Source organism: Pantoea sp. B566 (assembly GCF_024793925.1).
In the GTDB taxonomy this organism is placed as follows: domain Bacteria; phylum Pseudomonadota; class Gammaproteobacteria; order Enterobacterales; family Enterobacteriaceae; genus Pantoea; species Pantoea ananatis.
In genome coordinates this window covers 1,695,171-1,721,824 of sequence record NZ_JANUQL010000003.1, presented here as the reverse complement: position 1 = coordinate 1,721,824, position 26,654 = coordinate 1,695,171, and the positions used below count along the sequence as shown (strand labels likewise).

Genomic DNA, 26,654 nt, shown 5'->3' with positions numbered 1-26,654 from the left:
ACAGGAAGGCGCAACCCGCTAAGTTACCCCTGCCTGCGCAATAACTTTTGCAGCCGTCTTTGCTGCCAACGGCGGATCGCTTCCTTGAAAATAAACAGGCGTAATGCTCTGACCACGAGTAAGGCTCCCCAAATAGCAGCGACCCAAAGTGACCAGCGCTCATTCGGCGAGGTAAAGTGGTTGAGGACGAACAGCAGTGTGCACACTACCACGGCGCTAAACAGAGAACGGTAAAACCGACTCTCGGCAGCAAGCTGCAGGCGGGCATCTGAAATGTAGCTGTCCAACGCTTCGCCGTTCTCCGCTGATGCCTCGCTGGTCAGGTCGGTGATTTTACACGCAAAGACGGCCGCCAGCGCGCTTAACGTTTCCAGACTGGGTGGATCACCGTTTTCAATGCGTTGTACGGTTCGGGTGCTGAGTCCGGCCATTTCGGCCAGTTGCTCCTGTGACCAGGCGCGGGCAAGACGATATTCTCTGACTTTATTCAGGTTACGCATAGTGCAGTCTCCGAAAGAGTAAACAATCGGTAAGCAGCATCCCCGGTTAGCGTCGTCAGGAACACGATCGCAGCACGACAGGCACACGACAGCAGTATGACACCGCTTTAACGGCCGGTCATAGCGTAAAGCAGTAACAGAAAAATGCGCCAGCAGAATGGGAAACGCGGGCGCAAGAGAAGGTTGACGCGCAGTCAGTTGCCGCCCAGTCAAGGGCGGCAGTGATCAGACCAGCGATTTAAGTCGATAGATCCAGTCCAGCGCCTGTCGCGGTGTCAGCGTATCGGGATCCAGTGCCTCAAGTGCTTCCACGGCAGGGGAGGTTTCTTCCACCAACAGCGGCAACTGCGAGCCGTCAATGTTTGACGTCGCGGACTGACTGGAAACCGTTTCGAGCTCTTTCAGCTTATTGCGCGCCCGTTTAATGACCTCTTTGGGCACGCCCGCGAGCGCAGCTACGGCCAGTCCGTAGCTTTTACTGGCAGCCCCGTCTTGCACGCTATGCATGAACGCAATCGTATCGCCGTGTTCAACTGCGTCCAGGTGAACGTTAACCACGCCTTCCAGTTTTTCAGGCAGGGTTGTCAGTTCAAAGTAGTGCGTTGCAAACAGGGTCATCGCTTTAATACGGTTAGCCAGATTTTCCGCACAGGCCCAGGCCAGCGATAAACCGTCATACGTCGAAGTGCCGCGGCCGATTTCATCCATCAGGACAAGGCTGTTTTCTGTCGCGTTGTGCAGAATATTGGCCGTCTCGGTCATTTCAACCATAAAGGTCGAACGCCCGGAGGCCAGATCATCTGCCGCGCCCACACGGGTGAAGATACGATCCAGTGGACCAATGACCACCTCTTCGGCAGGAACGAAGCTGCCAATCCAGGCCATCAGGGCGATTAATGCCGCCTGGCGCATGTAGGTACTTTTACCGCCCATATTCGGACCGGTGATGATCAACATGCGGCGTTGTGGGGCCAGAGAGAGCGGGTTCGCGATAAAAGGTTCTTTCAGGACCTGCTCCACTACCGGATGGCGGCCGGCGGTAATTTTAATCCCGGGCTTGTCGTGCAGCGTGGGACGGCAGTAGTTAAGTGTCCAGGCACGTTCCGCGAGGTTACTCAGGACATCCAGTTCGGCCAGCGCCGCCGCACTGAGCTGCAGCGCTTCAAGATGCGGCAACAGCTGGTCAAACAGGCCTTCATACAGGCTTTTCTCCAGCGCCAGCGCTTTGCCCTTAGAGGTAAGGACTTTATCTTCGTACTCTTTCAGCTCTGGAATGATGTAGCGCTCTGCGTTCTTCAACGTCTGACGGCGAACATAGTGGATAGGCACCTGATGGCTCTGGCCACGGCTGACCTGAATGTAGTAGCCGTGAACGCCGTTAAAGCCCACTTTCAGGCTGTCCAGACCGAGCTTTTCGCGTTCGCGAACTTCCAGTCGATCCAGATAATCTGTTGCGCCATCGGCGAGTGCTCGCCACTCATCAAGCTCGGCGTTATAACCGGGCGCAATAACGCCACCATCCCTGATTAATACCGGGGGGGATTCGACAACGGCCTGCTCAAGCAGAGTGCGCAGTTCGCTAAACTCGCCCATCTGTGCACGCAGCGTTTTCAACTGGGGGGATTCGGCGTTTGCCAGCAGATCGTTGAGTTCCGGCAACTGCTGAAAGGCATGGCGCATGCGCGCCAGATCACGCGGGCGCGCCGTTCGCAGCGCCAGTCGGGCCAGAATACGCTCTAAATCACCGACCTGACGCAGAACGGGTTGCAGCACATCGCTGAGTGGTTGCAGCTCTGCAATTGATGCCTGTCGTTTCGCGATGATACTACTGTCACGCAGCGGCATATGCAGCCAGCGCTTTAGCATCCGGCTTCCCATTGGCGTGACGGTTTTATCCAGCACGGCGGCCAGCGTGTTCTCTGTTCCGCCCGCAAGATTTTGCGTAATTTCAAGGTTACGGCGCGTGGCCGCATCCATAATGATGCTGTCCTGCTGACGCTCCATGCTAAGAGAGCGGATATGGGGCAGGCTGGTTCGTTGGGTATCTTTCACATACTGCAGCAGACAACCGGCGGCGCGCAGACCCAGGTGCGCCTGCTCAACACCAAAACCGTTTAAGTCCCGTGTGCCAAACTGCATGTTGAGCTGCTGACGCGCCGTGTCGATTTCAAACTCCCAAAGCGGACGGCGACGTAAACCGCGACGCTGATCGATAAGCGCCATCGCAGCAAAATCTTCCGGATAAAGTAGCTCGGCAGGATTCGTTCGCTGCAGCTCTGCCGCCATCGTTTCCTGATCGGCAGGTTCACTCAGGCGAAAACGGCCTGAGCTGATATCCAGCGTGGCATAACCATAGCCGCGCGCCCCCTGAACAATTGCCGCCAGCAGGTTATCCTGCCGTTCCTGTAACAGGGCTTCATCGCTGATGGTGCCCGGGGTAACAATACGAACGACTTTGCGTTCCACCGGGCCTTTACTCAGCGCAGGGTCGCCAATTTGCTCACAGATGGCGACTGATTCACCGAGTTGCACCAGCCGGGCTAAATAGTTTTCGACGGCGTGATGGGGCACACCGGCCATGGGGATCGGCTCGCCTGCCGAGGCACCGCGTTTGGTTAAGGAAATGTCTAACAGCTGAGAGGCACGTTTGGCATCGTCATAAAACAGCTCGTAGAAATCGCCCATGCGATAAAACAGCAGGATATCCGGATGCTCAGCCTTGAGGCGTAAATATTGCTGCATCATTGGCGTGTGAGTACTCAAGTCCATGTGCGCTGTTTTGTTCATCTCATTCTTACTCAAGGTTGACTCTTCCTTTTCCCGTCACGGTTTTCGCTGGGTTAAACAAGGGTGATAGGCAGCGACCATCATGCTGCATATGCCGCGCGGAAATAGTACCATTTTACGGCTCCTGCATCATCCGGCTTACCGCAGCGGGTAATGAAGTTAGCAAAGCCGGGTCGCCAACTGAATGATTTTTTTGATGAGAGAGAAAGCAGTAGAGGCATTTCACAAAACAGCCGGTTTGATTGTTAAAAAAAGTGTTTTTTTTACGATCTCGTTTGTATGTATCCGCGTTGAACGATTAACATTAAAATCCCTGGTCTGGCCTGTTATATGGATATCTGATGCGTTTTAAGCTTGCTTACCTTCCGCTTTTTGCCCTGCTTGCTGCCTGTAGCAGTAAGCCACACTCTTCGCAGCCGCCCGCCGAACTGGTTGCGCCTAAAGGTGGCTTTTTGCTGGAGCCGTCTCATGCTGTTCAGCCGATGTTTGGTGACTTCGCCAGCAATCCTGTTGCGGAACAGTTCATCGACAAAATGGTGGCGAAACACGGCTTCGACCGTGAGCAACTGCACGCCATTATTGGCCAGGCTAAGCGGCTGGACTACGTCCTGCGTTTAATGGATCGTCAGGCACCGTCCTATACACCGCCGAGTGGGCCTAACGGCGCATGGATTCGCTATCGCAATAAATTTATCACACCGGATAACGTGCAAAATGGCGTCGCGTTCTGGAATCAATATCATGATGCACTGCAGCGTGCGCAGCAGGTCTACGGCGTTCCGCCTGAGATTATTGTTGGCATTATCGGCGTGGAAACGCGCTGGGGCCGCATCATGGGGAAAACCCGCATTCTGGACGCGCTGGCAACGCTCTCATTTGATTACCCGCGCCGTGCTGCTTACTTTAGCGGTGAGCTGGAGACCTTCCTGCTCATGGCGCGTGATGAGAAGGACGATCCGCTCGATCTTAAAGGCTCCTTTGCGGGCGCGATGGGCTACGGTCAGTTCATGCCATCGTCCTACAAAGCTTATGCGGTAGATTTTAACGGTGACGGCCATATCAATTTGTGGGATCCCGTCGATGCGATAGGCAGTGTCGCACACTATTTCCAGCAGAACGGCTGGCGTCCGGGTGAAAATGTTGCCGTGCCAGCCAGTGGTCAGGCACCCATGCTCGAAAACGGTTTCAAAACCCGTTACAACGTCAGCACGCTGGCAGCATCGGGGCTTTCTCCACAGGGTTCGCTGGATGGCCATGACGAGGTCAGCCTGCTCCGTCTGGATCTCGGCACCAGCTACCAGTACTGGTACGGCTTGCCTAACTTCTATGCCATTACCCGCTACAACAACAGCACGCATTACGCGATGACCGTGTGGCAACTGGGAGAGGCGGTCAGCAAGGCGCGTCAGGGATCGCTGTTTTAAAACTACCCTTAGCAACTGTAAGGATATATGATGACGGCCCTTTATTCTGTGCCGTCCTCATTTTCTGGAGCCGTTATGTCTTTACCTGCTTGCCCTGTTTGCCATGCCGATTACACCTGGCAAGATGCTGAAAATCTTAACTGTCCGTCCTGTGGTCATATCTGGACTCAGGCTGAAGGGGATGACAGCGGTCAGGATTTGATCGTTCGTGATGCAAACGGCAATTTACTCGCCGATGGCGACAGCGTCACGGTCGTTAAAGATCTGAAGGTCAAAGGCAGTTCGTCTGTGCTGAAAATAGGCACCCGGGTTAAGAGCATCCGGCTGGTTGAAGGCGATCACAATATTGATTGCAAGATCGACGGATTTGGTCCGATGAAGCTCAAATCTGAGTTTGTGAAAAAGAACTGATTCTGCCGGGCGCCTGCTCGCTGCGCCCGATCTTATTCCTGTCAGCCCGACCGGACTTTTCCCTTATAAAGACCTCGTGCCCGTTTGCGTGCCGCTGACATATTTTGCTGTTGGTCGGGCACTTTATGTTTATTTATACGTCTCATCTTCTGTGAATCTTTAACCCCTGAGAGGAGACGCAATATGCAAGACTGGGATCCCGCGCTGTATCGTAAATTTGAGGCAGAAAGAACGCGGCCTGCGCATGAATTACTGGCACGAATTGAGGTTGAAGATGTCCGGTTCGTTACCGATCTGGGCTGTGGCCCCGGGAACAGCACCGAACTGCTTTACGATGCCTGGCCGCAGGCGCAGGTGATCGGGCTTGACAGTTCTGCCGCCATGCTCGCGCAGGCGCGGGAACGTTTGCCTCAGTGCCAGTTTATTCAGGCGGATATCGGCAACTGGACAACCGACATCCCGCAGCAGGTGATTTATGCCAACGCGTCGCTGCAATGGCTTGGCGATCATCCCACCCTGTTACCACGGTTAGTCAGTCAACTGGCGCCTGCCGGTGCGCTGGCGGTTCAAATGCCCGATAATCTGGAAGAACCTTCGCATCAGTTAATGCGTGAGGTCGCCGCATCCGGCCCCTGGCGCGACAAGATCAGCGCGCAGGCGGCGGAACGCAAAAAATTACCCTCAACTGAACACTATTATGACGTGCTGACAAAGGCAGGCTGCGCGGTTGATATCTGGCGAACCACCTACTATCACGTTATGGACGATGCGCAGGCTATCATCCACTGGTTAAAGGCCACCGGGCTGCGTCCTTTCCTTGCGCCGCTGGACGTCTCTGAGCAGGAACAGTTTCTGGCTGCTTATCATCAGTGTCTTATTACCGGCTATCCCGCCCGTCAGGATGGCAAGGTACTCTTAGCTTTTCCCCGGCTTTTCATGGTGGCGACACGCAACGGCTAAACTGGAGCGTAACGCGCAATTTGTTGACTAAGCGCCCCTGAGTGCTTGAAAAAGCGCAGAGCATGCACCATGTTCACTCAACGGCGACAGGGAGCGAAAAATGAATGACCAGAAGTTGCACGCGCTGAGTGCGCAGACAGGTGAGGCGCTTAAACAGCGTAACGCTACCGTGACTTGTGCAGAATCCTGCACGGGCGGCTGGATAGCAAAAGTGTTTACTGACGTGAGCGGAAGCTCTGCCTGGTTCGAACGGGGCTTTGTCACCTACAGTAACGATGCCAAACAAGAACTGGTCGGTGTCAGCGCGGCGTCACTGGCGCAATACGGCGCCGTCAGCGAGGCGGTAGTGCGTGAAATGGCCCTTGGTGCACAGCAGCGGGCGCGCGCCGATTACGCTATTTCCGTTAGCGGTATTGCCGGCCCGGATGGTGGCAGTGAAGACAAACCGGTAGGCACGGTCTGGTTTGGCTTTGCGGCGCCGGGTGGCGTGGTCATGGCTTTTCGTCAGCAGTTTGATGGCGATCGCGATGCCGTGCGCCGTCAGTCAGTTGGCTGGGCACTCCAGACGTTATCCCGTCAATTTCTGCAAAATTAAACTTGATACTGTATGACTATACAGTATAATTACCCGCAACAGAAAGTGCACAGGCACCATGCGTGCGTGTTTACCCGGCATGATTAGGAGTAGAAATGGCAATTGATGAAAACAAACAGAAGGCTTTAGCTGCCGCGCTCGGCCAGATTGAGAAGCAATTTGGTAAAGGCTCCATCATGCGCTTGGGTGAAGACCGCTCAATGGATGTGGAAACCATTTCAACGGGTTCTCTGTCACTGGATATCGCATTAGGTGCGGGTGGTTTACCGATGGGACGTATCGTTGAGATCTACGGCCCAGAGGCCTCAGGTAAAACGACACTGACACTTCAGGTTATTGCCGCCGCGCAGCGTAAGGGCAAAACCTGTGCCTTTATCGATGCCGAGCACGCACTGGATCCCATCTATGCTAAGAAACTGGGCGTAGATATCGACAATCTGCTGTGTTCACAGCCGGATACCGGTGAGCAGGCCCTGGAAATTTGTGATGCGCTGGCCCGCTCTGGTGCCGTTGACGTCATTATCGTTGACTCCGTAGCTGCACTGACGCCAAAAGCCGAAATCGAAGGTGAAATCGGTGACTCACATATGGGCCTGGCGGCACGTATGATGAGCCAGGCAATGCGTAAGCTGGCGGGTAACCTGAAGCAGTCAAATACGCTGCTGATCTTCATCAACCAGATTCGTATGAAGATTGGTGTGATGTTCGGTAACCCGGAAACCACTACCGGTGGTAACGCGCTGAAGTTCTACGCTTCTGTTCGCCTTGATATTCGCCGTATCGGTGCGATTAAAGAGGGTGACAACGTGGTGGGTAGTGAAACGCGCGTTAAAGTCGTTAAGAACAAAATTGCAGCGCCATTTAAACAGGCTGAGTTCCAGATCATGTACGGCGAAGGCATTAACACCTTCGGTGAGCTGGTGGATCTTGGCGTGAAGCACAAGCTGATTGAAAAAGCCGGTGCATGGTACAGCTATAAAGGCGATAAGATCGGTCAGGGCAAGGCAAACGCGGGCAACTTCCTCAAAGAAAATGCCGCGGTGGCCGACGAGCTTGATATCAAACTGCGTGAAATGCTGCTTAACGGTGGCGATCAAAATATCGCGGCGGACGTTGCAGGCAACGACGTTGAGAAGGCGGCGAGCGAAGCCAACGAAGATTATTAAAGCCTGAAGCAGGAGCGGATTTTCCGCTCCTGTTTTACATTAACGCCTCACGTGCCTTTCCTCTGTTCCTGTCTCCCGCCATACTCTCCCTCCGTTCGTAAAAGGTGCGCAGTATGTCTGAACAATCTCAGCCACAAGTCATCTCATTTTCACGCCTGCTGGATCGTGCGATGCGCCTGCTGGGCCAGCGTGACCACAGCCGCGAAGAGCTTAAACAAAAGCTCCAGCTGTCCGCTCAGCGTAGCGCGTGGATGAAACAAAAAGATCCTGAAATCATTACGCCCGAGCTAATGGAAAAGGTGCTGAACTGGTGTGGTGAAAACGGCTGGTTAAATGACGAGCGCTTTACCGCACGATTTATTCAGAGCCGAAGCCGCAAGGGATTTGGTTCACAGCGTATCAGGCTGGAGCTGGCACAAAAGGGCATCAGCCGTGATGCGATCGATCTCGCCATGGAAGAAACCGATATTGACTGGTCGGCCTGTGCGGCTGAACTCGCCGAGAAAAAATTTGGTCACCCATTGCCGACAGAATGGAAAGAAAAAGCCAAAGTGCAGCGCTTTTTGCATGCCAAAGGCTTTCTGAGCGAGGATATTCAGCAGGTTTTCAGAAATTTTGATGACTAAAAGTCGATGTGATTTTACTTCCCTCCGAAGAATATTTATCTTACCCCTTTTGGTTCCTTATGCTTGCTGCCGTAACGATGCGGTACGCCTGATAAAGAAGGACCTTTCGTTAGCGTGATTCCAGGATATATATGAGCAAGAGCACTGCTGAGATCCGTCAAGCGTTTCTCGACTTTTTCAATAGTAAGGGACATCAGGTTGTAGCAAGCAGCTCCCTGGTACCAAACAACGATCCGACGTTGCTGTTTACCAACGCCGGAATGAACCAGTTCAAAGATGTGTTTCTGGGTCAGGAAAAGCGTGACTACACGCGAGCAACGACGTCACAACGCTGCGTACGTGCCGGTGGGAAACACAACGATCTTGAAAACGTCGGTTATACCGCACGTCACCACACCTTTTTTGAAATGCTGGGCAATTTCAGCTTTGGCGACTACTTCAAAAAAGAAGCTATTGCGTTTGCCTGGGAACTGCTGACCGGCGAGCAGTGGTTTAAGCTGCCCAAAGAGCGCCTGTGGGTCACCGTGTATGAAACCGATGACGAAGCTTACGATATCTGGGCCAACGATATTGGCGTTCCCCGTGAGCGTATTATCCGTATCGGTGATAACAAGGGCAGCGCCTACGCGTCAGATAACTTCTGGCAGATGGGTGATACCGGGCCTTGCGGTCCCTGCAGCGAAATTTTCTACGATCACGGCGACCATATCTGGGGCGGACCACCGGGCAGCCCTGAAGAGGATGGCGATCGCTATATTGAGATCTGGAACATCGTCTTTATGCAGTTTAACCGTCAGGCGGATGGCACGATGTTGCCATTACCTAAGCCCTCTGTGGATACCGGGATGGGGCTGGAACGTATTACTGCGGTTCTGCAGCATGTTAATTCAAACTACGAAATCGACCTGTTCCAGACGTTGATTGAAGCGGTTGCGAAGGTCACCGGCGCGACCGATCTGAATAATAAATCCCTGCGCGTTATTGCCGATCACATTCGTTCCTGCGCCTTCCTGATTGCCGATGGCGTCATTCCGTCGAATGAAAACCGTGGCTATGTCCTGCGTCGCATCATTCGCCGCGCCGTGCGTCACGGCAATATGCTGGGTGCTAAAGACGCATTCTTCTACAAGCTGGTTGCACCACTGATTCAGGTCATGGGCGCGGCAGGCGAAGAGTTACAGCGTCAGCAGGCACAGGTTGAGAACGTTCTGAAAAGTGAAGAAGAGCAGTTTGCTAAAACGCTTGAACGTGGCCTGGCACTTCTGGACGAGGAACTGGCAAAACTGCAGGGTGATACACTGGATGGCGAAACCGTCTTCCGCTTATACGATACCTTCGGATTCCCTGCCGATTTAACGGCTGACGTTTGCCGTGAACGTAACCTCAAAATCGATGAAGCCGGTTTTGAAAAGGCGATGGAACAGCAGCGTCAGCGCGCACGTGAAGCCAGCGGCTTCGGCGCAGACTACAGCAATGTGATTCTTATCGACGCAGCTTCGTCGTTTAAAGGCTATGAGCAGTTGGATCTGACGGCGACCGTCAAGGGGCTGTTCGTGAACGGTGAAGCCGTTGACGCCCTGTCTGCCGGTCAGGACGCGGTGATTGTGCTGGATGAAACGCCATTTTATGGCGAGTCTGGCGGTCAGGTGGGCGACACAGGCGAGCTGAAAGGCAATAACGCGCTGTTTAGCGTACAGGATACGCAAAAATATGGTCAGGCGATTGGTCATATTGGCAAACTCAGCAGCGGACAATTACGCGTTGGCGATCGTCTTGAGGCGGTGGTTGATGAGGCGCGCAGGGCTCGTATTCGTCTGAATCACTCCGCAACGCATCTGTTGCATGCTGCATTGCGTCAGGTTTTAGGTGAACATGTTGCTCAGAAGGGCTCGTTGGTTAACGACAAATATTTGCGTTTTGACTTCTCACATTTTGAGGCCATGAAACCTCAGGAGATTCGTCAGGTCGAAGATATTGTTAACGCACAGATCCGTCGCAATTTGCCTGTTGAAACCCGTGTCATGGATCTTGAGGCGGCGAAAGCCAAAGGCGCGATGGCCCTGTTCGGTGAAAAATACGATCAGCAGGTTCGCGTTCTGACCATGGGGGATTTCTCGGTTGAGCTGTGTGGCGGAACGCACGCTGCGCGAACCGGTGATATCGGCCTGTTCCGCATTCAGGCCGAGTCCGGTACTGCCGCAGGGATTCGCCGTATTGAGGCGATCACAGGCGAGGCGGCTCTGGCACAGGTTTATGCGCAGAGTAGCCAGCTACAGGATATTGCCCAACTGGTGAAAGCCAACAGCAGTAACCTGAATGAAAAAGTGCGCGGGCTGGTTGATCATCTGCGTTCGCTGGAGAAAGAGTTACAGCAGTTACGCGATCAGCAGGCGGCGCAGGAAAGTGCGCAGCTGGGCAATCATGCGGTCGACGTCAAAGGCGTTAAGCTGCTGGTGACTAAGCTCAGCAACACCGATCCGAAAATGCTGAGGACCATGGTGGATGATCTGAAAAACCAGCTGGGTTCGGCGATTATCGTGCTGGCTACGGTAGCAGATGGCAAAGTGTCACTGATTGCTGGCGTAACGAAAGATTTAACCGACCGTGTTAAGGCTGGGGAGCTCATCGCCGAACTTGCGCCTAAAGTGGGTGGTAAGGGCGGTGGCAGACCGGACATGGCGCAGGCAGGTGGCAGTGATGCTACTGCACTGAAAGGTGCGCTGGCAGGTGTTGAAGGATGGGTTTCGAGCCGTCTGTAATGAAATAAAATAATTCATCGTAGCAAGCGCCAGAACTGATGTTCCGGCGCTTTTTAATACGATGTTAAATTTGCTAGTGACAAAGTCGGGTTGATGTAGCGTATTTCGGCTAAACTATTTATCAGCAGAATGTATTGGCGCGTTGATGTGCAATGGTGTATTTCTCATAGCCTGTGTACAGCGTTAAGTGATGGATAACGCCGGGAAGCTTTATCAAGCCCGACTCTTTTAATCTTTCAAGGAGCAAAGAATGCTTATTCTAACTCGTCGAGTTGGTGAAACCCTCATGATCGGTGATGAGGTGACTGTAACGGTACTGGGCGTCAAAGGTAACCAGGTCCGCATTGGTGTTAACGCACCAAAAGAAGTGTCTGTGCATCGCGAAGAGATTTATCAGCGCATCCAGGCCGAAAAAACGCAACAAACCAACGTTTGACAGATTCAGCGTCTCGCACCTGTGCGAGACGCTACCCTTTGTTCCCACCGTCTCGCCTTTTCTTTTTCCTCGTTATCTACCATTTTTGTTAACTTCATCATCTTTGATTGTTGATTATTCACTCTTTTTGCGGTCATTTTGTCCCAATTGCCTGTCATTTGTGCAAACGGAAAAAACCTTCCGAAAAATTGTTTGACTTATAAGTGCGGGAAAGTAATATGTGCGCCACGCAGTGCCGATGAGCAGAAACAAGTTCAGAAGCGCAGTTCGGAAGAACGCGTAAGGTGAGGTGGCCGAGAGGCTGAAGGCGCTCCCCTGCTAAGGGAGTATACGGTCAAAAGCTGTATCGAGGGTTCGAATCCCTCCCTCACCGCCATTTCCGATGCATCCGTAGCTCAGCTGGATAGAGTACTCGGCTACGAACCGAGCGGTCGGAGGTTCGAATCCTCCCGGATGCACCATATCGTTGAATATGGATATGTTGATGTCAGGCGAAGCGCCGCAGAAAACATTGTCGGAACAGAGTTGTAAAGTGAACTAGCAATTCCTTCATGGTGAGTCGTTAGCACCCTGCGTTGTACAAGAATTTCATAATGCATCCGTAGCTCAGCTGGATAGAGTACTCGGCTACGAACCGAGCGGTCGGAGGTTCGAATCCTCCCGGATGCACCATACTTTTCGGTATGGACGTGTATTCCTGGTCTGTAAGACATCGTCGATTTGTCAGGCAGAGCCAGGGAGGATAACGTTGCTTCAGCAACGGCCCGAAGGGCGAGGCGTCAGCCGAATAATCCTCCCGGATGCACCATTCTTCGTATTACCCCCAGGTTGATTTCTGCCAGTCCATAAAAGATTATCTATGCATCCGTAGCTCAGCTGGATAGAGTACTCGGCTACGAACCGAGCGGTCGGAGGTTCGAATCCTCCCGGATGCACCATATTCTGCAATGTTCAAGCGAAACCTCTCTGTCATGCTCCGGTGTCATCACAGCGAGCGCCAGGGAGGATAGCGTTGCTTCAGCAACGACCCGAAGGGCGAGGCGTCAGCCGAGTCATCCTCCCGGATGCACCATATTCTGTAGTGCTAAAGCGAAACCTCTCTGCCATAGTCCGGTGTCATCACAGCGAACACCAGGGAGGATAACGTTGCTTCAGCAACGGCCCGAAGGGCGAGGCGTCAGCCGAGTCATCCTCCCGGATGCACCATATTCTGTAGTGCTAAAGCGAAACCTCTCCGCCATAATCAGGTGTCATCACAGCGAACACCAGGAAGGATAGCATTGCTTCAGCAGCGACCCGAAGGGCGAGGCGTCAGCCGAGTCATCCTTACGCAGGCACTGTCTTGCGAATCTTCTGGCCGAAATCCCCCGCATATGACCTGTGAAGCCATCGTGTTATCAGGCGCAGGACAACACTGTTCGTTCTCTCTGTTTACTCAGACGATCTGAGAACGCCTCACCTGAATGCCCTCAAACCTCACCTGTGTCGCGCAAGCTTCGGTTTATGCGGCCTGAACGCGTCCGGGCTTTAGGCGTGAGCGTAGTCGCGATCTTGTGCCAGAATCACATTGATTGTGGTGATACATTTTCTGCTGAACATTGTTAATCCTTGATAACATTCCTGGCATAGCGCTTACCTTCTGCATCGCTGCTAAAATCACAGGGAATTCGCGACCTTACAGGCTTTCCAACCCGATCACCTTTATCTGAAAACTAAAATAGCTAATGCTTTCAAAGCATTTGCTGTTCATCCCGCCTGGCGACAACCTACGCACATTCAGCTAAAGTAATGGCTCATTTGTTGGAGGTCCTCAGTGACAATCTACGATCAATACGACGCCCTGATTTTCGATATGGACGGTACTATTCTTGATACTGAACCGACACATCGAAAAGCGTGGCGTCAGGTGCTGTCACGCTATGGCCTGGCGTTCGATGAAGCGCGCGTAACGGCGTTCAACGGTGCGCCCTCATGGCAACTGGCGAAGTTCATTATTGAAACCAATAATTCAGATCGCGATCCTTATTTGCTCGCCGCTGAAAAAACGGCAGCGGTAAAAGCGATGCTGCTGGATAACGTGCAGCCGCTTCCGCTCATGGAGGTCGTCAAGGCGTACTATGGTCGCCGCCCTTTGGCTGTGGGTACAGGTAGTGAGCACGCTATGGCTGATGCGCTGCTCAGCCAGTTGGGTGTCAGAGATCTCTTTTCTGCTGTGGTGGGGGCCGATGACGTGCAGCGTCACAAGCCTGAGCCCGATACCTTTCTACGCTGTGCTGCGCTGATGGGCATCGCACCAGAGCGCTGTGTGGTGTTCGAAGACGCTGATTTTGGCGTGCAGGCAGCGAAGGCCGCAGGAATGGCCGTGGTTGATGTTCGCCTGCTGTGAGCGAAACACTGGCTTATGTGTCTTTATTGAGTAGCAGCTTTCTCAGTGCGACGTTACTTCCGGGTAGCTCAGAGGCGCTGTTAGTTGCACTACTGATCGCGAAAAGCGCATCAGTCTATGGGTTGATTTTAGTCGCATCGTTAGGGAATACCCTGGGTGGCTTGACCAACATAATTTTGGGTCGCTTATTGCCGTTAAAACGTCAGGGGCGATGGCATGAGACAGCGATGACGTGGTTGCAACGGCTGGGGCCGGCAGCACTGTTGTTAAGTTGGCTACCGGTTGTAGGCGATCTGCTCTGCATTCTTGCAGGTTGGTTACGCTTTGGCTGGTTGCCCTCAATACTGTTTCTGGCTATCGGTAAAACGCTGCGTTATATCGTTATTGCGAACGCCACATTACAGGGCATGGAATGGTGGCATTGATTCGTACTGATTCGGGGCTAGGGTTAACACTATGCTGAACAAAAATAAATTATTCACACAGCGGGAGGTTAATGTGATCCCCGACGTATCAAAAGCGTTATCCTGGCTGGAAGCGCATCCTGATGCACTTAAAGGCATTGGCCGTGGTATTGAACGTGAAACGCTGCGTGTGCAGCCAGATGGTCATCTTGCGACGACCGCGCATCCAGAGTCACTGGGGTCGGCGCTTAAGCATGACTGGATCACCACCGACTTTGCTGAAACGCTGCTGGAGTTTATTACCCCGGTTGATCACAGCATCGATCACATGCTGGCGTTTTTGCGTGACGTTCATCGTCATGTTGCCCGCGAACTCGGTGAAGAGCGCATGTGGCCTTTCAGCATGCCTTGCCTGATTGAAGATGCGGATAAAATTACGCTGGCACAATACGGCAAATCCAATATCGGTCGTATGAAAACCCTTTACCGTCAGGGATTAAAGAACCGCTATGGTGCGTTGATGCAAACCATCTCCGGTATCCATTACAACTTCTCGCTGCCGTTGTCCTTCTGGCAGGCCTGGGCGGACGTAAAAGATTATGAAAGCGGTAAAGAAACCATATCTGCCGGTTATCTGCGGCTGATCCGCAACTACTATCGTTTTGGCTGGATCATCCCTTATCTGTTTGGCGCATCGCCTGCAATTTGTTCCAGTTTCCTGCAGGGCAGCGAGAGCGCACTGCCGTTTGACACCGATAATAAAGGTACGCTCTGGCTCCCCTATGCCACTTCGCTGCGTCTGAGTGACCTGGGCTATACCAATAAGTCGCAGAGCTCGCTGGGTATTACCTTTAACTCTCTTGAGGGTTATGTCAGCGCCCTGAAAAAAGCGATTAAAACGCCTTCTGAAGACTTCGTGAAGATGGGCACGCGGGATGCAGACGGAAACTGGTTGCAGCTGAACACCAACGTCCTGCAGATTGAGAATGAGCTCTATGCGCCGATTCGTCCCAAGCGCGTTACCCGATCCGGTGAAGCGCCTTCCGATGCCCTGCAACGTGGCGGCATTGAGTACATCGAAGTGCGCTCAATGGACATTAACCCTTTCTCGCCCATCGGGGTGGATGAAAACCAGGTGCGGTTCCTGGATCTGTTCCTGATTTGGTGCACGCTGGCAGATGCGCCAGAGATGAGCTCTGATGAATTGCAGTGCAGTCGGCAGAACTGGAATCGCGTGGTGCTGGAAGGGCGCAAACCCGATCTGAAAATTGCAGTCGGCTGCGGTGAAGCAGAGTATTCACTGGTCGAGGTCGGCAAGACACTGTTTGCTGATTTGCGCCGCGTTGCGGAAGCGCTGGACAGCAATCAAGGCACAACAGAATATCAGCAAGTCTGTGACGAACTGGTAGCATCCTTCGACGATCCTGAGCTAACCTATTCGGCGCGTATTCTTAAAGCCATGAAAGAAAGCGGCGTGACGGGAACGGGCATCGCTCTGGCAGAGCAGTATCAGCAGTTGCTGGTTAACGAGCCACTGGAAGTGCTCAAGCCGGAAGACTTTGCGCGTCAGGCACAGGCGTCCGTTGCCGCGCAGCAGCAGCTTGAAGCGAATGATACGTTAGATTTTGAAACCTATCTGGCTGGCCGGGAAGGGTAGAAAAGAAAAAGGCCACATCAATGTGGCCAAATTAACATCTCTGTTGTCAGGGATGGATGATAACAAATGCGCGTCTTTCATATATTCAGACGCTGGGCGATCGGAAAAGTTTCATCGTTCTCAAAAAATTTTTCAGACCAAGAGGTGACGTATGCCATTACTGGATAGTTTTACTGTTGATCACACCATCATGGCCGCGCCCGCAGTGCGTGTAGCAAAAACCATGAAGACTCCCCATGGCGATACGATTACTGTTTTTGACCTGCGTTTTTGTCGCCCCAATATCGACATTCTGACTGAACGTGGGATCCACACGCTTGAGCATTTGTTTGCGGGCTTTATGCGTAACCATCTCAACGGTAACGGCGTAGAGATTGTTGATATTTCACCTATGGGTTGCCGCACAGGCTTCTACATGAGCCTGATTGGTACACCAGACGAGCAACGTGTGGCACAAGCCTGGAAAGGCGCGATGGAAGACGTGCTGAAGGTGAAAGATCAGAACCAGATTCCAGAGCTGAACGAATATCAGTGTGGCAGCTATAAACTGCATTCTCTGGATGAAGCTCAGCAAATTGCCCGCAACGTGCTGGCGCAGGAGATCGGTGTTAACCACAATGACGATCTGAAACTGCCTGCCGAAAAACTGAAAGAGCTGCACATCTAGTCAGTTAGGTTAGTCCGGACAGTAAAACGCCGCACATGAGCGGCGTTTTTTATAACAGCGCCTGCATGACGACGGCGGGCTTTTCAAAAACCTGCGGGTCAGGCGAAAAAAACCGCCTTGCAATGAACTGCACCCAAAAAGTTGGACACCCAACTGAGTAAGGTGCAGTTTTTTATGAGCATCAGGATCCTACGGATTGCTTGAGCGGTGTCTGTGGTGTGATGCGAACCTGCTTAATCATATTGTCCTGCACATCCAGAATATCAACATCATAGTGATTCACCTGAACGCGCGTGTTCACTGTTGGAATCTCTTCCAGTGCTTCCAGTAACATACCGTTGATGGTACGCGCTTCCTGCTCAGGCAGTTGCCAGTTGAAGGCTTTATTGATCTCACGAATATTCGCGCTACCTTCAATCAGCACGGAGCCATCATTTTGCGGCATCACTTCTTCAGCCAGCGACGGAGACATTGAGGTCGTGAAATCACCCACAATCTCCTCCAGAATGTCCTCTATCGAAATCAGGCCTTTGATATCGCCGTACTCATCCACGACCAGACCGGTCTTTTTCTTGTTGCGCTGAAATTTCACCAACTGAACGTTGAGCGGCGTGCCTTCGGGAATGTAATAGATCTCATCGGCGGCACGCAGCAGCATCTCTTTCGTAAACTCTTTTTTCTCGGTCATCATGCGCCAGGCTTCGCGCACCCGCAGCATCCCTACACAATCATCCAGCGAATCACGGAACAGGACAATGCGGCCGTGCGGTGAATGGCTTAACTGACGGATGACTGATTTCCAGTCATCGTTGATGTTAATACCAACAATCTCGTTACGCGGCACCATAATGTCGTCCACACTGACCTTTTCAAGGTCCAGTACAGATAACAGCATATCCTGATTGCGGCGCGACATGTGCGTACGCGATTCGTAAACGATGGTACGCAACTCTTCTTTGCTGAGCGCTGAACTGATCGCACCATCCGCCCGGATGCCCACCAGTCGCATCAGCAGTCGGGTAATGGTGTTAAGCAACCAGACCAGGGGCAGCATGATGTATTGCAGCGGACCGAGCAGAAAGCTACTGGGGTAAGCGACTTTTTCTGGATAAAGTGCAGCAACCGTTTTGGGCAGCACTTCTGCAAACACCAGTACAACAAATGTCAGGATACCGGTCGCGATCGCGACACCGGCATCGCCATACAAACGCATCCCTACAATAGTACCAATGGCGGACGCCAGAATATTGACCAGGTTATTACCGATAAGGACCAGGCTGATGAGGCGATCCGGGCGCTTTAACAATTTTTCGACGCGGCGGGCTGCGCGATGGCCATGTTTAGCCTGATGGCGCAGTTTATAACGATTGAGCGTCATCATGCCGGTTTCAGAGCCGGAAAAATAGGCTGAAACCAACACCATAATGATGAGTGTGACAATCAACGTCGTGGTCGAAACATGTTCCACCGCAAAACTTCCTTTTATTAAGAACTGTGAATGAGCAGGTGTTGCAGTACGCGACTGCCAAAGTACGCCATCGTGAGCAGCGCTGCGCCGCCGCAGTTAAACCACACTACGCGGCGACCACGCCAGCCTTCATGATAGTGGCCCCAGAGCAGAACGATGTAGACAAACCAGGCAATAATCGATAGCACGGCCTTATCTACGTTTTCGGCGCTGAACAGGTCATGCATATAAAACAGGCCGGTACACAGCACCAGCGTCAGTAACACAACGCCAACCTGGGTGATGTGAAACATTTTACGTTCAATGGTCAGCAGCGGTGGCATGTCCTGAGTGAAAGCCAGTTTTTTGTTCTTAAGCTGGTAATCAATCCACGCAAGCTGCAACGCGTACAACGCCGCGATGATGAGTGTTGCATAGGCAAACAGCGACAGCCCGATATGAATCATGATGCCGGGCGTGGTTTCAAGGTGCGTAATAAACGCATTCGGGACAAAAGTGGCAAAGGCCAGGTTAATTAATGCAAAGCTGTAAACAATCGGCAGCAGTAGCCAGCCACGATTTCGGGAGGCAACAATGGTCATGATTGCACAAATCAGCAGGCTGACCAGAGAGCCGATATTCAACAGGCTAAGATTTTGCCCGCCATCAACGGCAAAGATACGCTGCTGCAGGGCGACAGCGTGCGTGACTAACGCCACACAGGCCGACAGCACAGCTAACCTGCGCCAGCCGCTTTGACGCTTCAACAGGCTGGGGATGATGAGTGCAAGACTCAGGGAGTAGGCGAACAGCGCCACAATCGCGAAAACGGACATAGTTCCTTTCAGGCATCAGTCAGATAAAGGAAAAGGGCAGTATAGCGCCAGCCGCAGCAGGCTCCAAACGATCTGAGGTGGAATTGAAGAGGAACTGAGGTGGAAGTGAAGAGATCGCCTCGGCTTCGTGTTATAATCCGCCGCATTCTGCCGGTATGGTGCCTCGCGATTTTTTTTAAGTGAGAGACAATGTTTGACAATTTAACCGATCGTTTGTCGCAAACTCTGCGCAATATCAGCGGCCGCGGAAGGCTGACTGAAGACAACATTAAAGATACGCTGCGCGAAGTGCGCATGGCGCTGCTGGAAGCTGACGTTGCGCTGCCGGTGGTGCGTGACTTCATTAATCGCGTCAAAGAGAGCGCGGTAGGCCACGACGTCAACAAAAGCCTGACGCCGGGCCAGGAATTTATCAAAATTGTCCGTAACGAACTGGTTACGGCGATGGGCGCAGAAAACAACGCGCTGGATCTTGCCGCACAGCCGCCGGCCGTTGTGCTGATGGCCGGTCTGCAGGGTGCGGGTAAAACCACCAGTGTCGGTAAGCTGGGTAAATTTCTGCGTGAAAAGCACAAGAAAAAAGTGCTGGTGGTATCTGCTGACGTTTATCGCCCGGCGGCGATCAAACAGCTTGAGACACTGGCACAGCAGGTCGGTGTGGATTTTTGCCCCTCGGATCTGAGCCAGAAGCCCGTTGATATCGTCAACAACGCGCTGCGTGAAGCCAAACTCAAGTTTTATGACGTATTGCTGGTCGATACCGCGGGTCGTCTGCACGTAGACGAAGCGATGATGGACGAGATTAAACAGGTTCACGCCGCAATTAATCCGGTAGAAACCCTGTTTGTCGTGGATGCCATGACCGGTCAGGATGCGGCGAATACCGCCAAAGCCTTTAATGAAGCGCTGCCGCTGACAGGGGTTATTCTGACGAAGGTGGATGGCGATGCACGCGGTGGTGCTGCCCTGTCTATTCGCCATATCACCGGCAAGCCGATCAAATTTATGGGGATGGGCGAGAAGACCGATGCGCTGGAAGCCTTTTATCCTGACCGCATTGCCTCGCGCATTCTTGGCATGGGCGACGTGCTGTCGCTTATTGAAGATATCGAAAGTAAAGTTGACCGCGCGCAAGCGGAAAAACTGGCGAAGAAACTGAAAACCGGCGACGGTTTTGATCTCAATGACTTCCTTGAGCAGTTAAAGCAGATGCGTAACATGGGCGGTATGGCGAGCCTGATGGGCAAGCTGCCGGGCATGGGGCAACTGCCAGACAACGTGAAATCGCAGATGGATGATAAAGTGCTGGTGCGCATGGAAGCCATCATCAATTCGATGACACGCAAAGAGCGTGAAAAACCAGAAATTATCAAAGGTTCGCGCAAGCGCCGCATCGCTACCGGCTCGGGCATGCAGGTGCAGGACGTTAACCGCTTATTAAAGCAGTTCGACGACATGCAGCGGATGATGAAGAAAATGAAGAAGGGCGGAATGGCGAAAATGATGCGCGGCATGAAAGGTATGATGCCGCCAGGTTTCCCAGGACGCTAATGGGTTCCACAAAAAAGCCTGGGATTACTCGGTTTAGGTTGCTTTTTGCGCCAAAATGAGTAAAATTTTCGGGCTTTTTATACAGCACCCGGACCCCGTTCCTCGATGGGGGCCGGGTGTTTTATTAACTGAAGAGGATGTTATGGTAACAATTCGTTTGGCACGTCACGGCGCTAAAAAGCGTCCGTTCTATCAGGTCGTCGTCACTGACAGCCGCAATGCACGCAACGGTCGCTTCATCGAGCGCGTAGGTTTCTTCAACCCGATCGCATCTGGTCAGGCAGAAGGTCTGCGTCTGGATCTGGATCGTATCGAGCACTGGGTTGGCCAGGGCGCAACGCTTTCTGATCGCGTTAACGCGCTGATCAAAGAAGCAAAGAAAGCAGCTTAATCTGTCACGGTGGTGAGCATGAGCAGACAACTTGCCGCACAGGCACCTGTTAACCCGATTGTATTGGGTAAAATGGGTGCGGCATACGGCATTCGCGGCTGGCTCAAAGTGTTTTCCTCCACTGAAGACGCTGAAAGCATCTTTGACTACCAACCCTGGTTTATCCAGCGCGCCGGTAAATGGCAGCAGGTGGAACTGGATGGTTGGAAGCACCACAATCAGGACCTGATCATCAAAGTCAAAGGCATTGACGATCGGGATGCGGCGGCACAGTTGACCAATTGCGAAATTCAGGTCGACTCGACGCAGCTGCCTGCGCTGGATAACGGTGAGTACTACTGGAAAGACCTGATGGGTTGCAAGGTAGTCAACGTTGAAGGCTACGAACTGGGTAAAGTCGTCGATATGATGGAAACCGGTTCGAACGACGTTCTCGTCGTGAAGGCAAACCTGAAAGATGCGTTTGGTGTACAGGAGCGGTTAATTCCGTTTCTTGATGAACAGGTTATCAAGAAAGTCGATCTCTCTACTGGCCTTATTGAAGTAGATTGGGATCCTGGTTTTTGATCTCCGAATCAAACGGTAACGTAACGGCGAAGACAATGTGGATTGGTGTAATTAGCCTGTTTCCAGAAATGTTTCGCGCTATTACCGATTACGGGGTAACTGGCCGGGCAGTAAAAAATGGCCTGCTCAGCGTTCAAAGCTGGAGTCCACGTGACTTCACGCACGACCGGCACCGTACTGTGGACGATCGTCCTTATGGTGGCGGACCGGGAATGCTGATGATGGTACAACCTTTACGGGATGCCATCTCCGCAGCGAAAGCAGCGGCGGGAGAGGGTGCCAGGGTGATATATCTTTCACCTCAGGGCCGCAAACTTGACCAACAGGGCGTTTGCGAACTGGCATCACGAGACAAGCTCATCCTTGTCTGTGGTCGCTATGAAGGGATTGATGAGCGCGTAATCCAGACCGAAATTGATGAAGAATGGTCAATCGGTGATTACGTTCTCAGCGGCGGGGAACTGCCAGCAATGACGATGATTGACGCGGTTGCCCGGTTCATTCCGGGAGTACTCGGCAAACAGGCGTCAGCCGATGAGGATTCGTTCTCTGACGGATTGCTGGATTGTCCGCACTATACCCGACCTGAAGTGTTAGAAGGGATGGACGTTCCGCCAGTTTTGCTGTCGGGCAACCATGCCGATATTCGCCAGTGGCGCCTGAAACAGTCGCTAGGCCGTACCTGGCTAAGAAGACCTGAACTTCTGGAAAACCTGGCTCTGACTGAAGAGCAAGCAAGGTTGCTTAAGGCGTTCCAACAGGAACACCAGCAACAAAACGATGATGCGGGAGAGTGATCTTCCCTGACTATCAGTTTACCCAGGATAAGAGATTTAATTATGAGCAACATTATTAAGCAAATTGAACAAGAGCAGATGAAACAGGACGTACCTTCCTTCCGTCCGGGTGATACCGTGGAAGTGAAAGTATGGGTCGTTGAAGGTTCTAAAAAACGTCTGCAGGCATTCGAGGGCGTGGTTATCGCTATTCGTAACCGCGGTCTGCACTCTGCATTCACTGTTCGCAAAATTTCTAACGGCGAAGGCGTTGAGCGTGTCTTCCAGACTCACTCTCCGGTAATTGACAGCATCGCTGTTAAACGTCGTGGCGCTGTGCGTAAAGCCAAACTGTACTACCTGCGTGAGCGTACTGGTAAGTCTGCTCGTATCAAAGAGCGTCTTAACTAAGGTATCGCTAACGCGACATCTAAAAGTTAATAGCAAACAAGGGGTTGGCAATGTGCCAGCCCCTTTTTTATGCCAGTGCCTACAAAATGCCTACGCCGAATGTTTGCCGTCATCTGCAGGCAAAGTGTGCCAGACCAAAGCGCTGTCTCACATAAAGGAAAACCTGTCGGAACAGAACAGGTATCTTTGCGATGCTGTGCATGCCAACCGCCGGGATGCTGCGTAACGCAATCTGCTCGTCATCGGACACAACCGATTATTCTCTTATTCAATCTCATTGCCCTAAGGACAGGTTTTGAAAGACGTCGTTTTTTTAGTTTCCGGCTTTATATTTTCGCTCGCCTCATTCTATTCAGCCCGATATGCACTTGAAGGCAACAAGCATAAGTGGCTTTGCCGCTGCCTGACCGCAGTCTGGGTAAGCATGGGATTCGTGTTGTTTCCCCTTTTTCTTGCGCTGGGGTTGTATGGTCCGGCCCTTATCTTTGTGGCGGCTAACGTGATCCTTGTTTGGGCAGGCCGCGAACACAAAAAGGAACTGGCACGTAAGAACAAAACGTCCACGGCGGTGACGGCGCATGTGCCCCTGGTCGAGGTTGATATGCCCTGGCTGAGTCTAAAAGAGATCGGCTTCAGCTATTTTGACTACGAGGGTAAGGTGGCTTACCGGCGCGTGGATGTGGAGTCCTGCGATGGGATGTTTATCAAAGGCTATTGTCATTTCCACAGAGAGATGCGCGCATTCGAACTGGTCCGGATCGAATCCGGCATTATCATTCTGCGTAATACCGGGAAAACCATAGACGTTAACAGCTGGCTTGTCGCTTATGTTGAGGCCTACGACCGCTGAGTACGATCTCATGCCTTTTCATGAGGGGCGCTGGAAATGATAGATCGCCGCGTTGACCGGCCCGCTGTCTAAAACAATTAAACCATAACGGTAATCGATAAAGCGCCCGCCACTCTTTTCCGCTACACGTCTGCTGGCGAAGTTATTCTCCACCGCCAGCAGTTCTATTGTCTGTACATCCGGGCGCGCAAAGCCAAATTCCAGTAACAGCTTTACCGCTTGCGTGGCAACACCCTGACATTGCGCGTCACTGCGAACCCAGTACCCCAAAGCGCAAAACTCTCCCGGTTTTTTAGCAAAGCGAAAGTTTGCACCACCTAACAGGTGGTTCTGGGCATCCACGATGGCAAATTCTTCTGCTTCTTTAAGTGCGCGTTGTAAGTGTGTAAAGCGAATCCAGCTTTCGGCTTCATCCGGCTGATAATCCGGATGCGCCCAACTCATCCAGGGCAATAACGTATCCAAAGAGTCATTAACGGCTACGGTGAAGGCCTCAATATCGCTTAGATCAAAAGGACGCAGGCGAATGGCTGCGGTGGTCTGGGTCATGTTTTCGTCCTTGTCAGTTAACGTATCAATATTAACAGGGGGATTTCGGTGGTGGAACAGATGCTATGTATATTTATGTTTACACAATGACAGCCTGACTGATTGTGTTTTTATTTTTTTAATTCATTGATATTAAATATATTTTATTGATATTTTCAGGTGTTTTATTTTTGATGGTAAATAAAGTGTACATAAGGGATTGTCGAGTGTACTCATTATGATACAGTTTCATCTCTCCTCCATGAGGATCCCGTGACCGCATAAATGAGTGTAAAGGACAGGACGATGCAAAAAGACGCGTTAAACAATGTTCATATCGCCAATGAGCAGGTGTTGATTACTCCCGAAGAGCTTAAAACGAAATTCCCGTTGAGCAATGCGCAGCAGGCGCAAATCGCCGCCTCGCGCCAGACGATTGCGGATATCATTGCAGGCCGTGATTCCCGCCTGTTAGTGGTTTGTGGCCCATGCTCAATTCACGATACAGAAGCGGCTCTGGATTATGCGCGTCGTCTGCAAAGCCTCTCTGAGCAGGTGAAAGATCGACTGTACCTTGTTATGCGCGTCTACTTTGAGAAACCCCGCACGACCGTTGGCTGGAAGGGGTTAATTAACGATCCTTACATGGATAACTCATTTGATATGGAAGCGGGTTTGCACATTGCCCGTGAGTTGCTGGTGAATCTTGTCGATATGGGCTTGCCGTTAGCGACGGAAGCGCTGGATCCAAACAGCCCGCAATATTTGGGCGATCTTTTTAGCTGGTCGGCGATTGGCGCACGCACGACGGAATCACAAACCCACCGTGAAATGGCTTCAGGCCTGTCAATGCCGGTGGGCTTTAAAAACGGTACCGACGGCAGCCTGGGGACGGCGATAAATGCCATGCGCGCGGCGGCAATGCCTCATCGGTTTGTGGGTATCAATCAGTCAGGCCAGGTTTGCCTGTTGCAAACACAGGGAAATCCTGACGGGCACGTTATTTTACGCGGCGGCAAAGCACCAAACTACAGTCCGGAAGACGTGGCACAATGTGAAACGGCCATGCTTAAAGCGGGACTCCGCCCGGCCTTAATGATAGATTGCAGCCACGGTAACTCTGATAAAGACTACCGCCGTCAGCCTGGCGTCGCGCAGTCGGCCATCGATCAGATCAAGAAAGGCAACCGTTCGATTATTGGCCTGATGCTGGAAAGCCACATTAGCGAAGGCAATCAGTCTTCCGAGCAGCCGCGCAGTGAGATGAAGTACGGCGTCTCTGTTACCGATGCCTGCATCAACTGGAACGTCACCGAGGCGTTACTGCGCGAAATGCATGATGAGCTAAACGAGGTTCTGTCGGCGCGTCTTTCACACGAGGTGTAGTGGGCAATGGTGGCTGAATTAACGGCATTACGCGAACAAATTGATAAGGTAGATAAAGCACTGCTGGATCTACTGGCAAAACGTCTGGAACTGGTAGCGGAAGTCGGCGAAGTTAAAAGCCGCCATGGTTTGCCAATCTATGTTCCGGAGCGGGAAGCTTCTATGCTGGCGTCCCGTCGCAAAGAGGCAGAAGCGCTGGGCGTGCCTGGCGATCTGATTGAAGACGTATTGCGCCGCGTCATGCGAGAATCCTATACCAGCGAAAATGATAAAGGGTTTAAAACCCTGTGTCCCGAGTTACGTCCGGTGGTGATCGTCGGCGGTAATGGCCAGATGGGACGCCTGTTTAATAAAATGCTGACGCTGTCAGGCTACCAGGTAAAAACGCTGGATAAAGATGACTGGGATCGGGCGGAAACGCTGTTCAGCGATGCCGGTATGGTGATCATCAGCGTGCCTATCCATCTGACCGAGCAGGTGATTCAACAACTCCCTGCGCTGCCGGATGACTGTATTCTGGTGGATCTGGCGTCCGTCAAGAATCGGCCCCTACAGGCGATGCTGGCGGCGCATCAGGGACCGGTACTCGGTCTGCATCCTATGTTCGGGCCGGACAGCGGCAGTCTTGCCAAGCAGGTTGTGGTCTGGTGCGATGGGCGGCAGCCGGAAGCCTATCAGTGGTTTCTGGAGCAGATACAGGTCTGGGGAGCGCGCCTGCATCGCATTGGGGCAGAAGAACACGATCAGAACATGGCATTTATCCAGGCGCTGCGCCATTTCGCGACTTTTGCTTATGGCCTTCACCTGGCTGAAGAGAATGTCAATCTTGATCAGCTCCTGGCTTTGTCCTCGCCCATTTACCGGCTTGAGCTGGCAATGGTGGGGCGCCTGTTTGCACAGGATCCGCAGCTGTACGCGGATATCATTATGTCGTCTGAAAATAACCTGAACCTTATCAAACGTTATTATCAGCGCTTTGGTGAAGCCATTGCCCTGCTGGAACAAGGTGATAAAAACGCCTTTATTGCCAGCTTCAACCGGGTAGAAGAGTGGTTTGGCGATCACGCCAAACGCTTTTTGGTTGAGAGCCGAAGCCTGCTGCGCTCGGCGAACGACAGCCGGCCATAAGCTAA

Annotated in this window: 25 protein-coding genes and 4 tRNA genes; 24 read left to right on the top strand and 5 right to left on the bottom strand. The window is 52.4% G+C overall.

Annotation, left to right across the window (positions count from 1 at the left end):
• Nucleotides 1-23 precede the first annotated feature (23 nt).
• Both NYE92_RS09600 and mutS read right to left on the bottom strand, forming a co-directional pair.
• Nucleotides 24-500 (bottom strand): helix-turn-helix domain-containing protein, encoded by a 477-nt coding sequence (locus tag NYE92_RS09600; protein WP_014594427.1) that lies wholly within the window; start codon nt 498-500, stop codon nt 24-26.
• A 225-nt stretch (nt 501-725) separates the two neighbouring features.
• Nucleotides 726-3,287 carry a DNA mismatch repair protein MutS gene (gene mutS, locus NYE92_RS09595; protein ID WP_014594426.1) on the bottom strand — a complete coding sequence of 854 codons (2,562 nt, stop codon included), beginning with the start codon at nt 3,285-3,287 and terminating at the stop codon, nt 726-728.
• Nucleotides 3,288-3,628: 341 nt separating this feature from the next.
• Here mutS and mltB point away from each other — a divergent pair, with 341 nt between their 5' ends.
• From mltB to luxS, 16 genes are all read left to right on the top strand, one after another.
• Nucleotides 3,629-4,711, top strand: a complete 1,083-nt coding sequence (gene mltB, locus NYE92_RS09590; protein WP_259018899.1) for a lytic murein transglycosylase B — start codon at nt 3,629-3,631, stop codon at nt 4,709-4,711.
• A 75-nt stretch (nt 4,712-4,786) separates the two neighbouring features.
• Nucleotides 4,787-5,122: a zinc ribbon domain-containing protein YjdM gene (locus tag NYE92_RS09585; RefSeq protein ID WP_014605175.1), complete on the top strand. Its 336-nt coding sequence runs from the start codon at nt 4,787-4,789 to the stop codon at nt 5,120-5,122.
• Between the two features lie 183 nt (nt 5,123-5,305).
• Entirely contained in the window at nt 5,306-6,082 is a 777-nt protein-coding gene (gene tam / locus NYE92_RS09580) for a trans-aconitate 2-methyltransferase (RefSeq protein WP_014594424.1), read from the top strand.
• Between the two features lie 100 nt (nt 6,083-6,182).
• Nucleotides 6,183-6,677: a nicotinamide-nucleotide amidase gene (gene pncC / locus NYE92_RS09575; protein ID WP_072138252.1), complete on the top strand. Its 495-nt coding sequence runs from the start codon at nt 6,183-6,185 to the stop codon at nt 6,675-6,677.
• A gap of 95 nt (nt 6,678-6,772) precedes the next feature.
• Nucleotides 6,773-7,843, top strand: a complete 1,071-nt coding sequence (gene recA, locus NYE92_RS09570) for a recombinase RecA (RefSeq protein WP_014594423.1) — start codon at nt 6,773-6,775, stop codon at nt 7,841-7,843.
• Nucleotides 7,844-7,956: 113 nt separating this feature from the next.
• Nucleotides 7,957-8,469, top strand: coding sequence for a regulatory protein RecX (locus tag NYE92_RS09565; protein WP_014594422.1), 513 nt, complete (start codon nt 7,957-7,959; stop codon nt 8,467-8,469).
• 131 nt (nt 8,470-8,600) lie between these two features.
• Complete coding sequence (alaS, locus tag NYE92_RS09560; protein WP_259018898.1) at nt 8,601-11,228, top strand: alanine--tRNA ligase; 2,628 nt, start codon at nt 8,601-8,603, stop codon at nt 11,226-11,228.
• Nucleotides 11,229-11,478: 250 nt separating this feature from the next.
• Nucleotides 11,479-11,664 carry a carbon storage regulator CsrA gene (csrA, locus tag NYE92_RS09555; RefSeq protein ID WP_006120718.1) on the top strand — a complete coding sequence of 62 codons (186 nt, stop codon included), beginning with the start codon at nt 11,479-11,481 and terminating at the stop codon, nt 11,662-11,664.
• A gap of 283 nt (nt 11,665-11,947) precedes the next feature.
• Nucleotides 11,948-12,040, top strand: a tRNA-Ser gene (locus NYE92_RS09550).
• Between the two features lie 8 nt (nt 12,041-12,048).
• Nucleotides 12,049-12,125 (top strand) — tRNA-Arg (locus NYE92_RS09545).
• Between the two features lie 134 nt (nt 12,126-12,259).
• A tRNA-Arg gene (locus NYE92_RS09540) sits at nt 12,260-12,336 on the top strand.
• Nucleotides 12,337-12,525: 189 nt separating this feature from the next.
• A tRNA-Arg gene (locus NYE92_RS09535) sits at nt 12,526-12,602 on the top strand.
• A gap of 881 nt (nt 12,603-13,483) precedes the next feature.
• Entirely contained in the window at nt 13,484-14,050 is a 567-nt protein-coding gene (yqaB, locus tag NYE92_RS09530) for a fructose-1-phosphate/6-phosphogluconate phosphatase (RefSeq protein WP_024471530.1), read from the top strand.
• Nucleotides 14,047-14,475 carry a YqaA family protein gene (locus NYE92_RS09525; protein WP_259018896.1) on the top strand — a complete coding sequence of 143 codons (429 nt, stop codon included), beginning with the start codon at nt 14,047-14,049 and terminating at the stop codon, nt 14,473-14,475. The genes yqaB and NYE92_RS09525 overlap by 4 nt, the downstream gene beginning before the upstream one ends.
• A gap of 31 nt (nt 14,476-14,506) precedes the next feature.
• A complete protein-coding gene (gene gshA / locus NYE92_RS09520; protein ID WP_014594418.1) occupies nt 14,507-16,111 on the top strand; it encodes a glutamate--cysteine ligase in 1,605 nt (534 codons plus the stop codon).
• A 151-nt stretch (nt 16,112-16,262) separates the two neighbouring features.
• Nucleotides 16,263-16,778 carry an S-ribosylhomocysteine lyase gene (luxS, locus tag NYE92_RS09515; protein ID WP_013026899.1) on the top strand — a complete coding sequence of 172 codons (516 nt, stop codon included), beginning with the start codon at nt 16,263-16,265 and terminating at the stop codon, nt 16,776-16,778.
• A gap of 181 nt (nt 16,779-16,959) precedes the next feature.
• Here luxS and NYE92_RS09510 read toward each other — a convergent pair whose 3' ends face one another.
• Nucleotides 16,960-18,246, bottom strand: a complete 1,287-nt coding sequence (locus tag NYE92_RS09510; protein WP_013026898.1) for an HlyC/CorC family transporter — start codon at nt 18,244-18,246, stop codon at nt 16,960-16,962.
• 17 nt (nt 18,247-18,263) lie between these two features.
• Complete coding sequence (locus tag NYE92_RS09505) at nt 18,264-19,061, bottom strand: inner membrane protein YpjD (RefSeq protein ID WP_013026897.1); 798 nt, start codon at nt 19,059-19,061, stop codon at nt 18,264-18,266.
• Nucleotides 19,062-19,250: 189 nt separating this feature from the next.
• Here NYE92_RS09505 and ffh point away from each other — a divergent pair, with 189 nt between their 5' ends.
• The 6 genes from ffh (at nt 19,251) to NYE92_RS09475 (ending at nt 23,607) form a co-directional block, all read left to right on the top strand.
• On the top strand, nt 19,251-20,612 hold the full coding sequence (gene ffh / locus NYE92_RS09500; protein ID WP_013026896.1) for a signal recognition particle protein: 1,362 nt from the start codon (nt 19,251-19,253) through the stop codon (nt 20,610-20,612).
• A gap of 142 nt (nt 20,613-20,754) precedes the next feature.
• Complete coding sequence (gene rpsP, locus NYE92_RS09495; RefSeq protein ID WP_007893313.1) at nt 20,755-21,003, top strand: 30S ribosomal protein S16; 249 nt, start codon at nt 20,755-20,757, stop codon at nt 21,001-21,003.
• An 18-nt stretch (nt 21,004-21,021) separates the two neighbouring features.
• Complete coding sequence (gene rimM / locus NYE92_RS09490) at nt 21,022-21,570, top strand: ribosome maturation factor RimM (protein WP_014594416.1); 549 nt, start codon at nt 21,022-21,024, stop codon at nt 21,568-21,570.
• Nucleotides 21,571-21,605: 35 nt separating this feature from the next.
• On the top strand, nt 21,606-22,367 hold the full coding sequence (trmD, locus tag NYE92_RS09485) for a tRNA (guanosine(37)-N1)-methyltransferase TrmD (protein WP_014594415.1): 762 nt from the start codon (nt 21,606-21,608) through the stop codon (nt 22,365-22,367).
• 42 nt (nt 22,368-22,409) lie between these two features.
• Nucleotides 22,410-22,757 (top strand): 50S ribosomal protein L19, encoded by a 348-nt coding sequence (gene rplS, locus NYE92_RS09480; protein WP_013026892.1) that lies wholly within the window; start codon nt 22,410-22,412, stop codon nt 22,755-22,757.
• A 295-nt stretch (nt 22,758-23,052) separates the two neighbouring features.
• Nucleotides 23,053-23,607, top strand: a complete 555-nt coding sequence (locus tag NYE92_RS09475) for a hypothetical protein (protein WP_019104712.1) — start codon at nt 23,053-23,055, stop codon at nt 23,605-23,607.
• 18 nt (nt 23,608-23,625) lie between these two features.
• On the opposite strand, the gene NYE92_RS09470 is transcribed toward NYE92_RS09475, so the two are convergent.
• Nucleotides 23,626-24,156, bottom strand: coding sequence for a GNAT family N-acetyltransferase (locus tag NYE92_RS09470; RefSeq protein ID WP_259018895.1), 531 nt, complete (start codon nt 24,154-24,156; stop codon nt 23,626-23,628).
• A gap of 285 nt (nt 24,157-24,441) precedes the next feature.
• Here NYE92_RS09470 and NYE92_RS09465 point away from each other — a divergent pair, with 285 nt between their 5' ends.
• Both NYE92_RS09465 and tyrA read left to right on the top strand, forming a co-directional pair.
• On the top strand, nt 24,442-25,521 hold the full coding sequence (locus tag NYE92_RS09465; protein WP_014605181.1) for a 3-deoxy-7-phosphoheptulonate synthase: 1,080 nt from the start codon (nt 24,442-24,444) through the stop codon (nt 25,519-25,521).
• 6 nt (nt 25,522-25,527) lie between these two features.
• Nucleotides 25,528-26,649 (top strand): bifunctional chorismate mutase/prephenate dehydrogenase, encoded by a 1,122-nt coding sequence (tyrA, locus tag NYE92_RS09460; RefSeq protein WP_259018893.1) that lies wholly within the window; start codon nt 25,528-25,530, stop codon nt 26,647-26,649.
• Nucleotides 26,650-26,654 lie beyond the last annotated feature (5 nt).

Bases quoted from the DNA above. Each gene is read 5' to 3' on its own strand.
- NYE92_RS09600 (WP_014594427.1), bottom strand. From the start codon at position 500: ATGCGTAACCTGAATAAAGTCAGAGAATATCGTCTTGCCCGCGCCTGG.
- recA (WP_014594423.1), top strand. From the start codon at position 6,773: ATGGCAATTGATGAAAACAAACAGAAGGCTTTAGCTGCCGCGCTCGGC.
- csrA (WP_006120718.1), top strand. From the start codon at position 11,479: ATGCTTATTCTAACTCGTCGAGTTGGTGAAACCCTCATGATCGGTGAT.
- NYE92_RS09465 (WP_014605181.1), top strand. From the start codon at position 24,442: ATGCAAAAAGACGCGTTAAACAATGTTCATATCGCCAATGAGCAGGTG.
- gshA (WP_014594418.1), top strand. From the start codon at position 14,507: ATGCTGAACAAAAATAAATTATTCACACAGCGGGAGGTTAATGTGATC.
- ffh (WP_013026896.1), top strand. From the start codon at position 19,251: ATGTTTGACAATTTAACCGATCGTTTGTCGCAAACTCTGCGCAATATC.
- tam (WP_014594424.1), top strand. From the start codon at position 5,306: ATGCAAGACTGGGATCCCGCGCTGTATCGTAAATTTGAGGCAGAAAGA.
- tyrA (WP_259018893.1), top strand. From the start codon at position 25,528: ATGGTGGCTGAATTAACGGCATTACGCGAACAAATTGATAAGGTAGAT.
- mutS (WP_014594426.1), bottom strand. From the start codon at position 3,287: ATGAACAAAACAGCGCACATGGACTTGAGTACTCACACGCCAATGATG.
- NYE92_RS09470 (WP_259018895.1), bottom strand. From the start codon at position 24,156: ATGACCCAGACCACCGCAGCCATTCGCCTGCGTCCTTTTGATCTAAGC.
- alaS (WP_259018898.1), top strand. From the start codon at position 8,601: ATGAGCAAGAGCACTGCTGAGATCCGTCAAGCGTTTCTCGACTTTTTC.
- pncC (WP_072138252.1), top strand. From the start codon at position 6,183: ATGAATGACCAGAAGTTGCACGCGCTGAGTGCGCAGACAGGTGAGGCG.
- rplS (WP_013026892.1), top strand. From the start codon at position 22,410: ATGAGCAACATTATTAAGCAAATTGAACAAGAGCAGATGAAACAGGAC.
- rpsP (WP_007893313.1), top strand. From the start codon at position 20,755: ATGGTAACAATTCGTTTGGCACGTCACGGCGCTAAAAAGCGTCCGTTC.
- rimM (WP_014594416.1), top strand. From the start codon at position 21,022: ATGAGCAGACAACTTGCCGCACAGGCACCTGTTAACCCGATTGTATTG.
- NYE92_RS09585 (WP_014605175.1), top strand. From the start codon at position 4,787: ATGTCTTTACCTGCTTGCCCTGTTTGCCATGCCGATTACACCTGGCAA.
- trmD (WP_014594415.1), top strand. From the start codon at position 21,606: ATGTGGATTGGTGTAATTAGCCTGTTTCCAGAAATGTTTCGCGCTATT.
- mltB (WP_259018899.1), top strand. From the start codon at position 3,629: ATGCGTTTTAAGCTTGCTTACCTTCCGCTTTTTGCCCTGCTTGCTGCC.
- NYE92_RS09505 (WP_013026897.1), bottom strand. From the start codon at position 19,061: ATGTCCGTTTTCGCGATTGTGGCGCTGTTCGCCTACTCCCTGAGTCTT.
- luxS (WP_013026899.1), top strand. From the start codon at position 16,263: ATGCCATTACTGGATAGTTTTACTGTTGATCACACCATCATGGCCGCG.
- NYE92_RS09565 (WP_014594422.1), top strand. From the start codon at position 7,957: ATGTCTGAACAATCTCAGCCACAAGTCATCTCATTTTCACGCCTGCTG.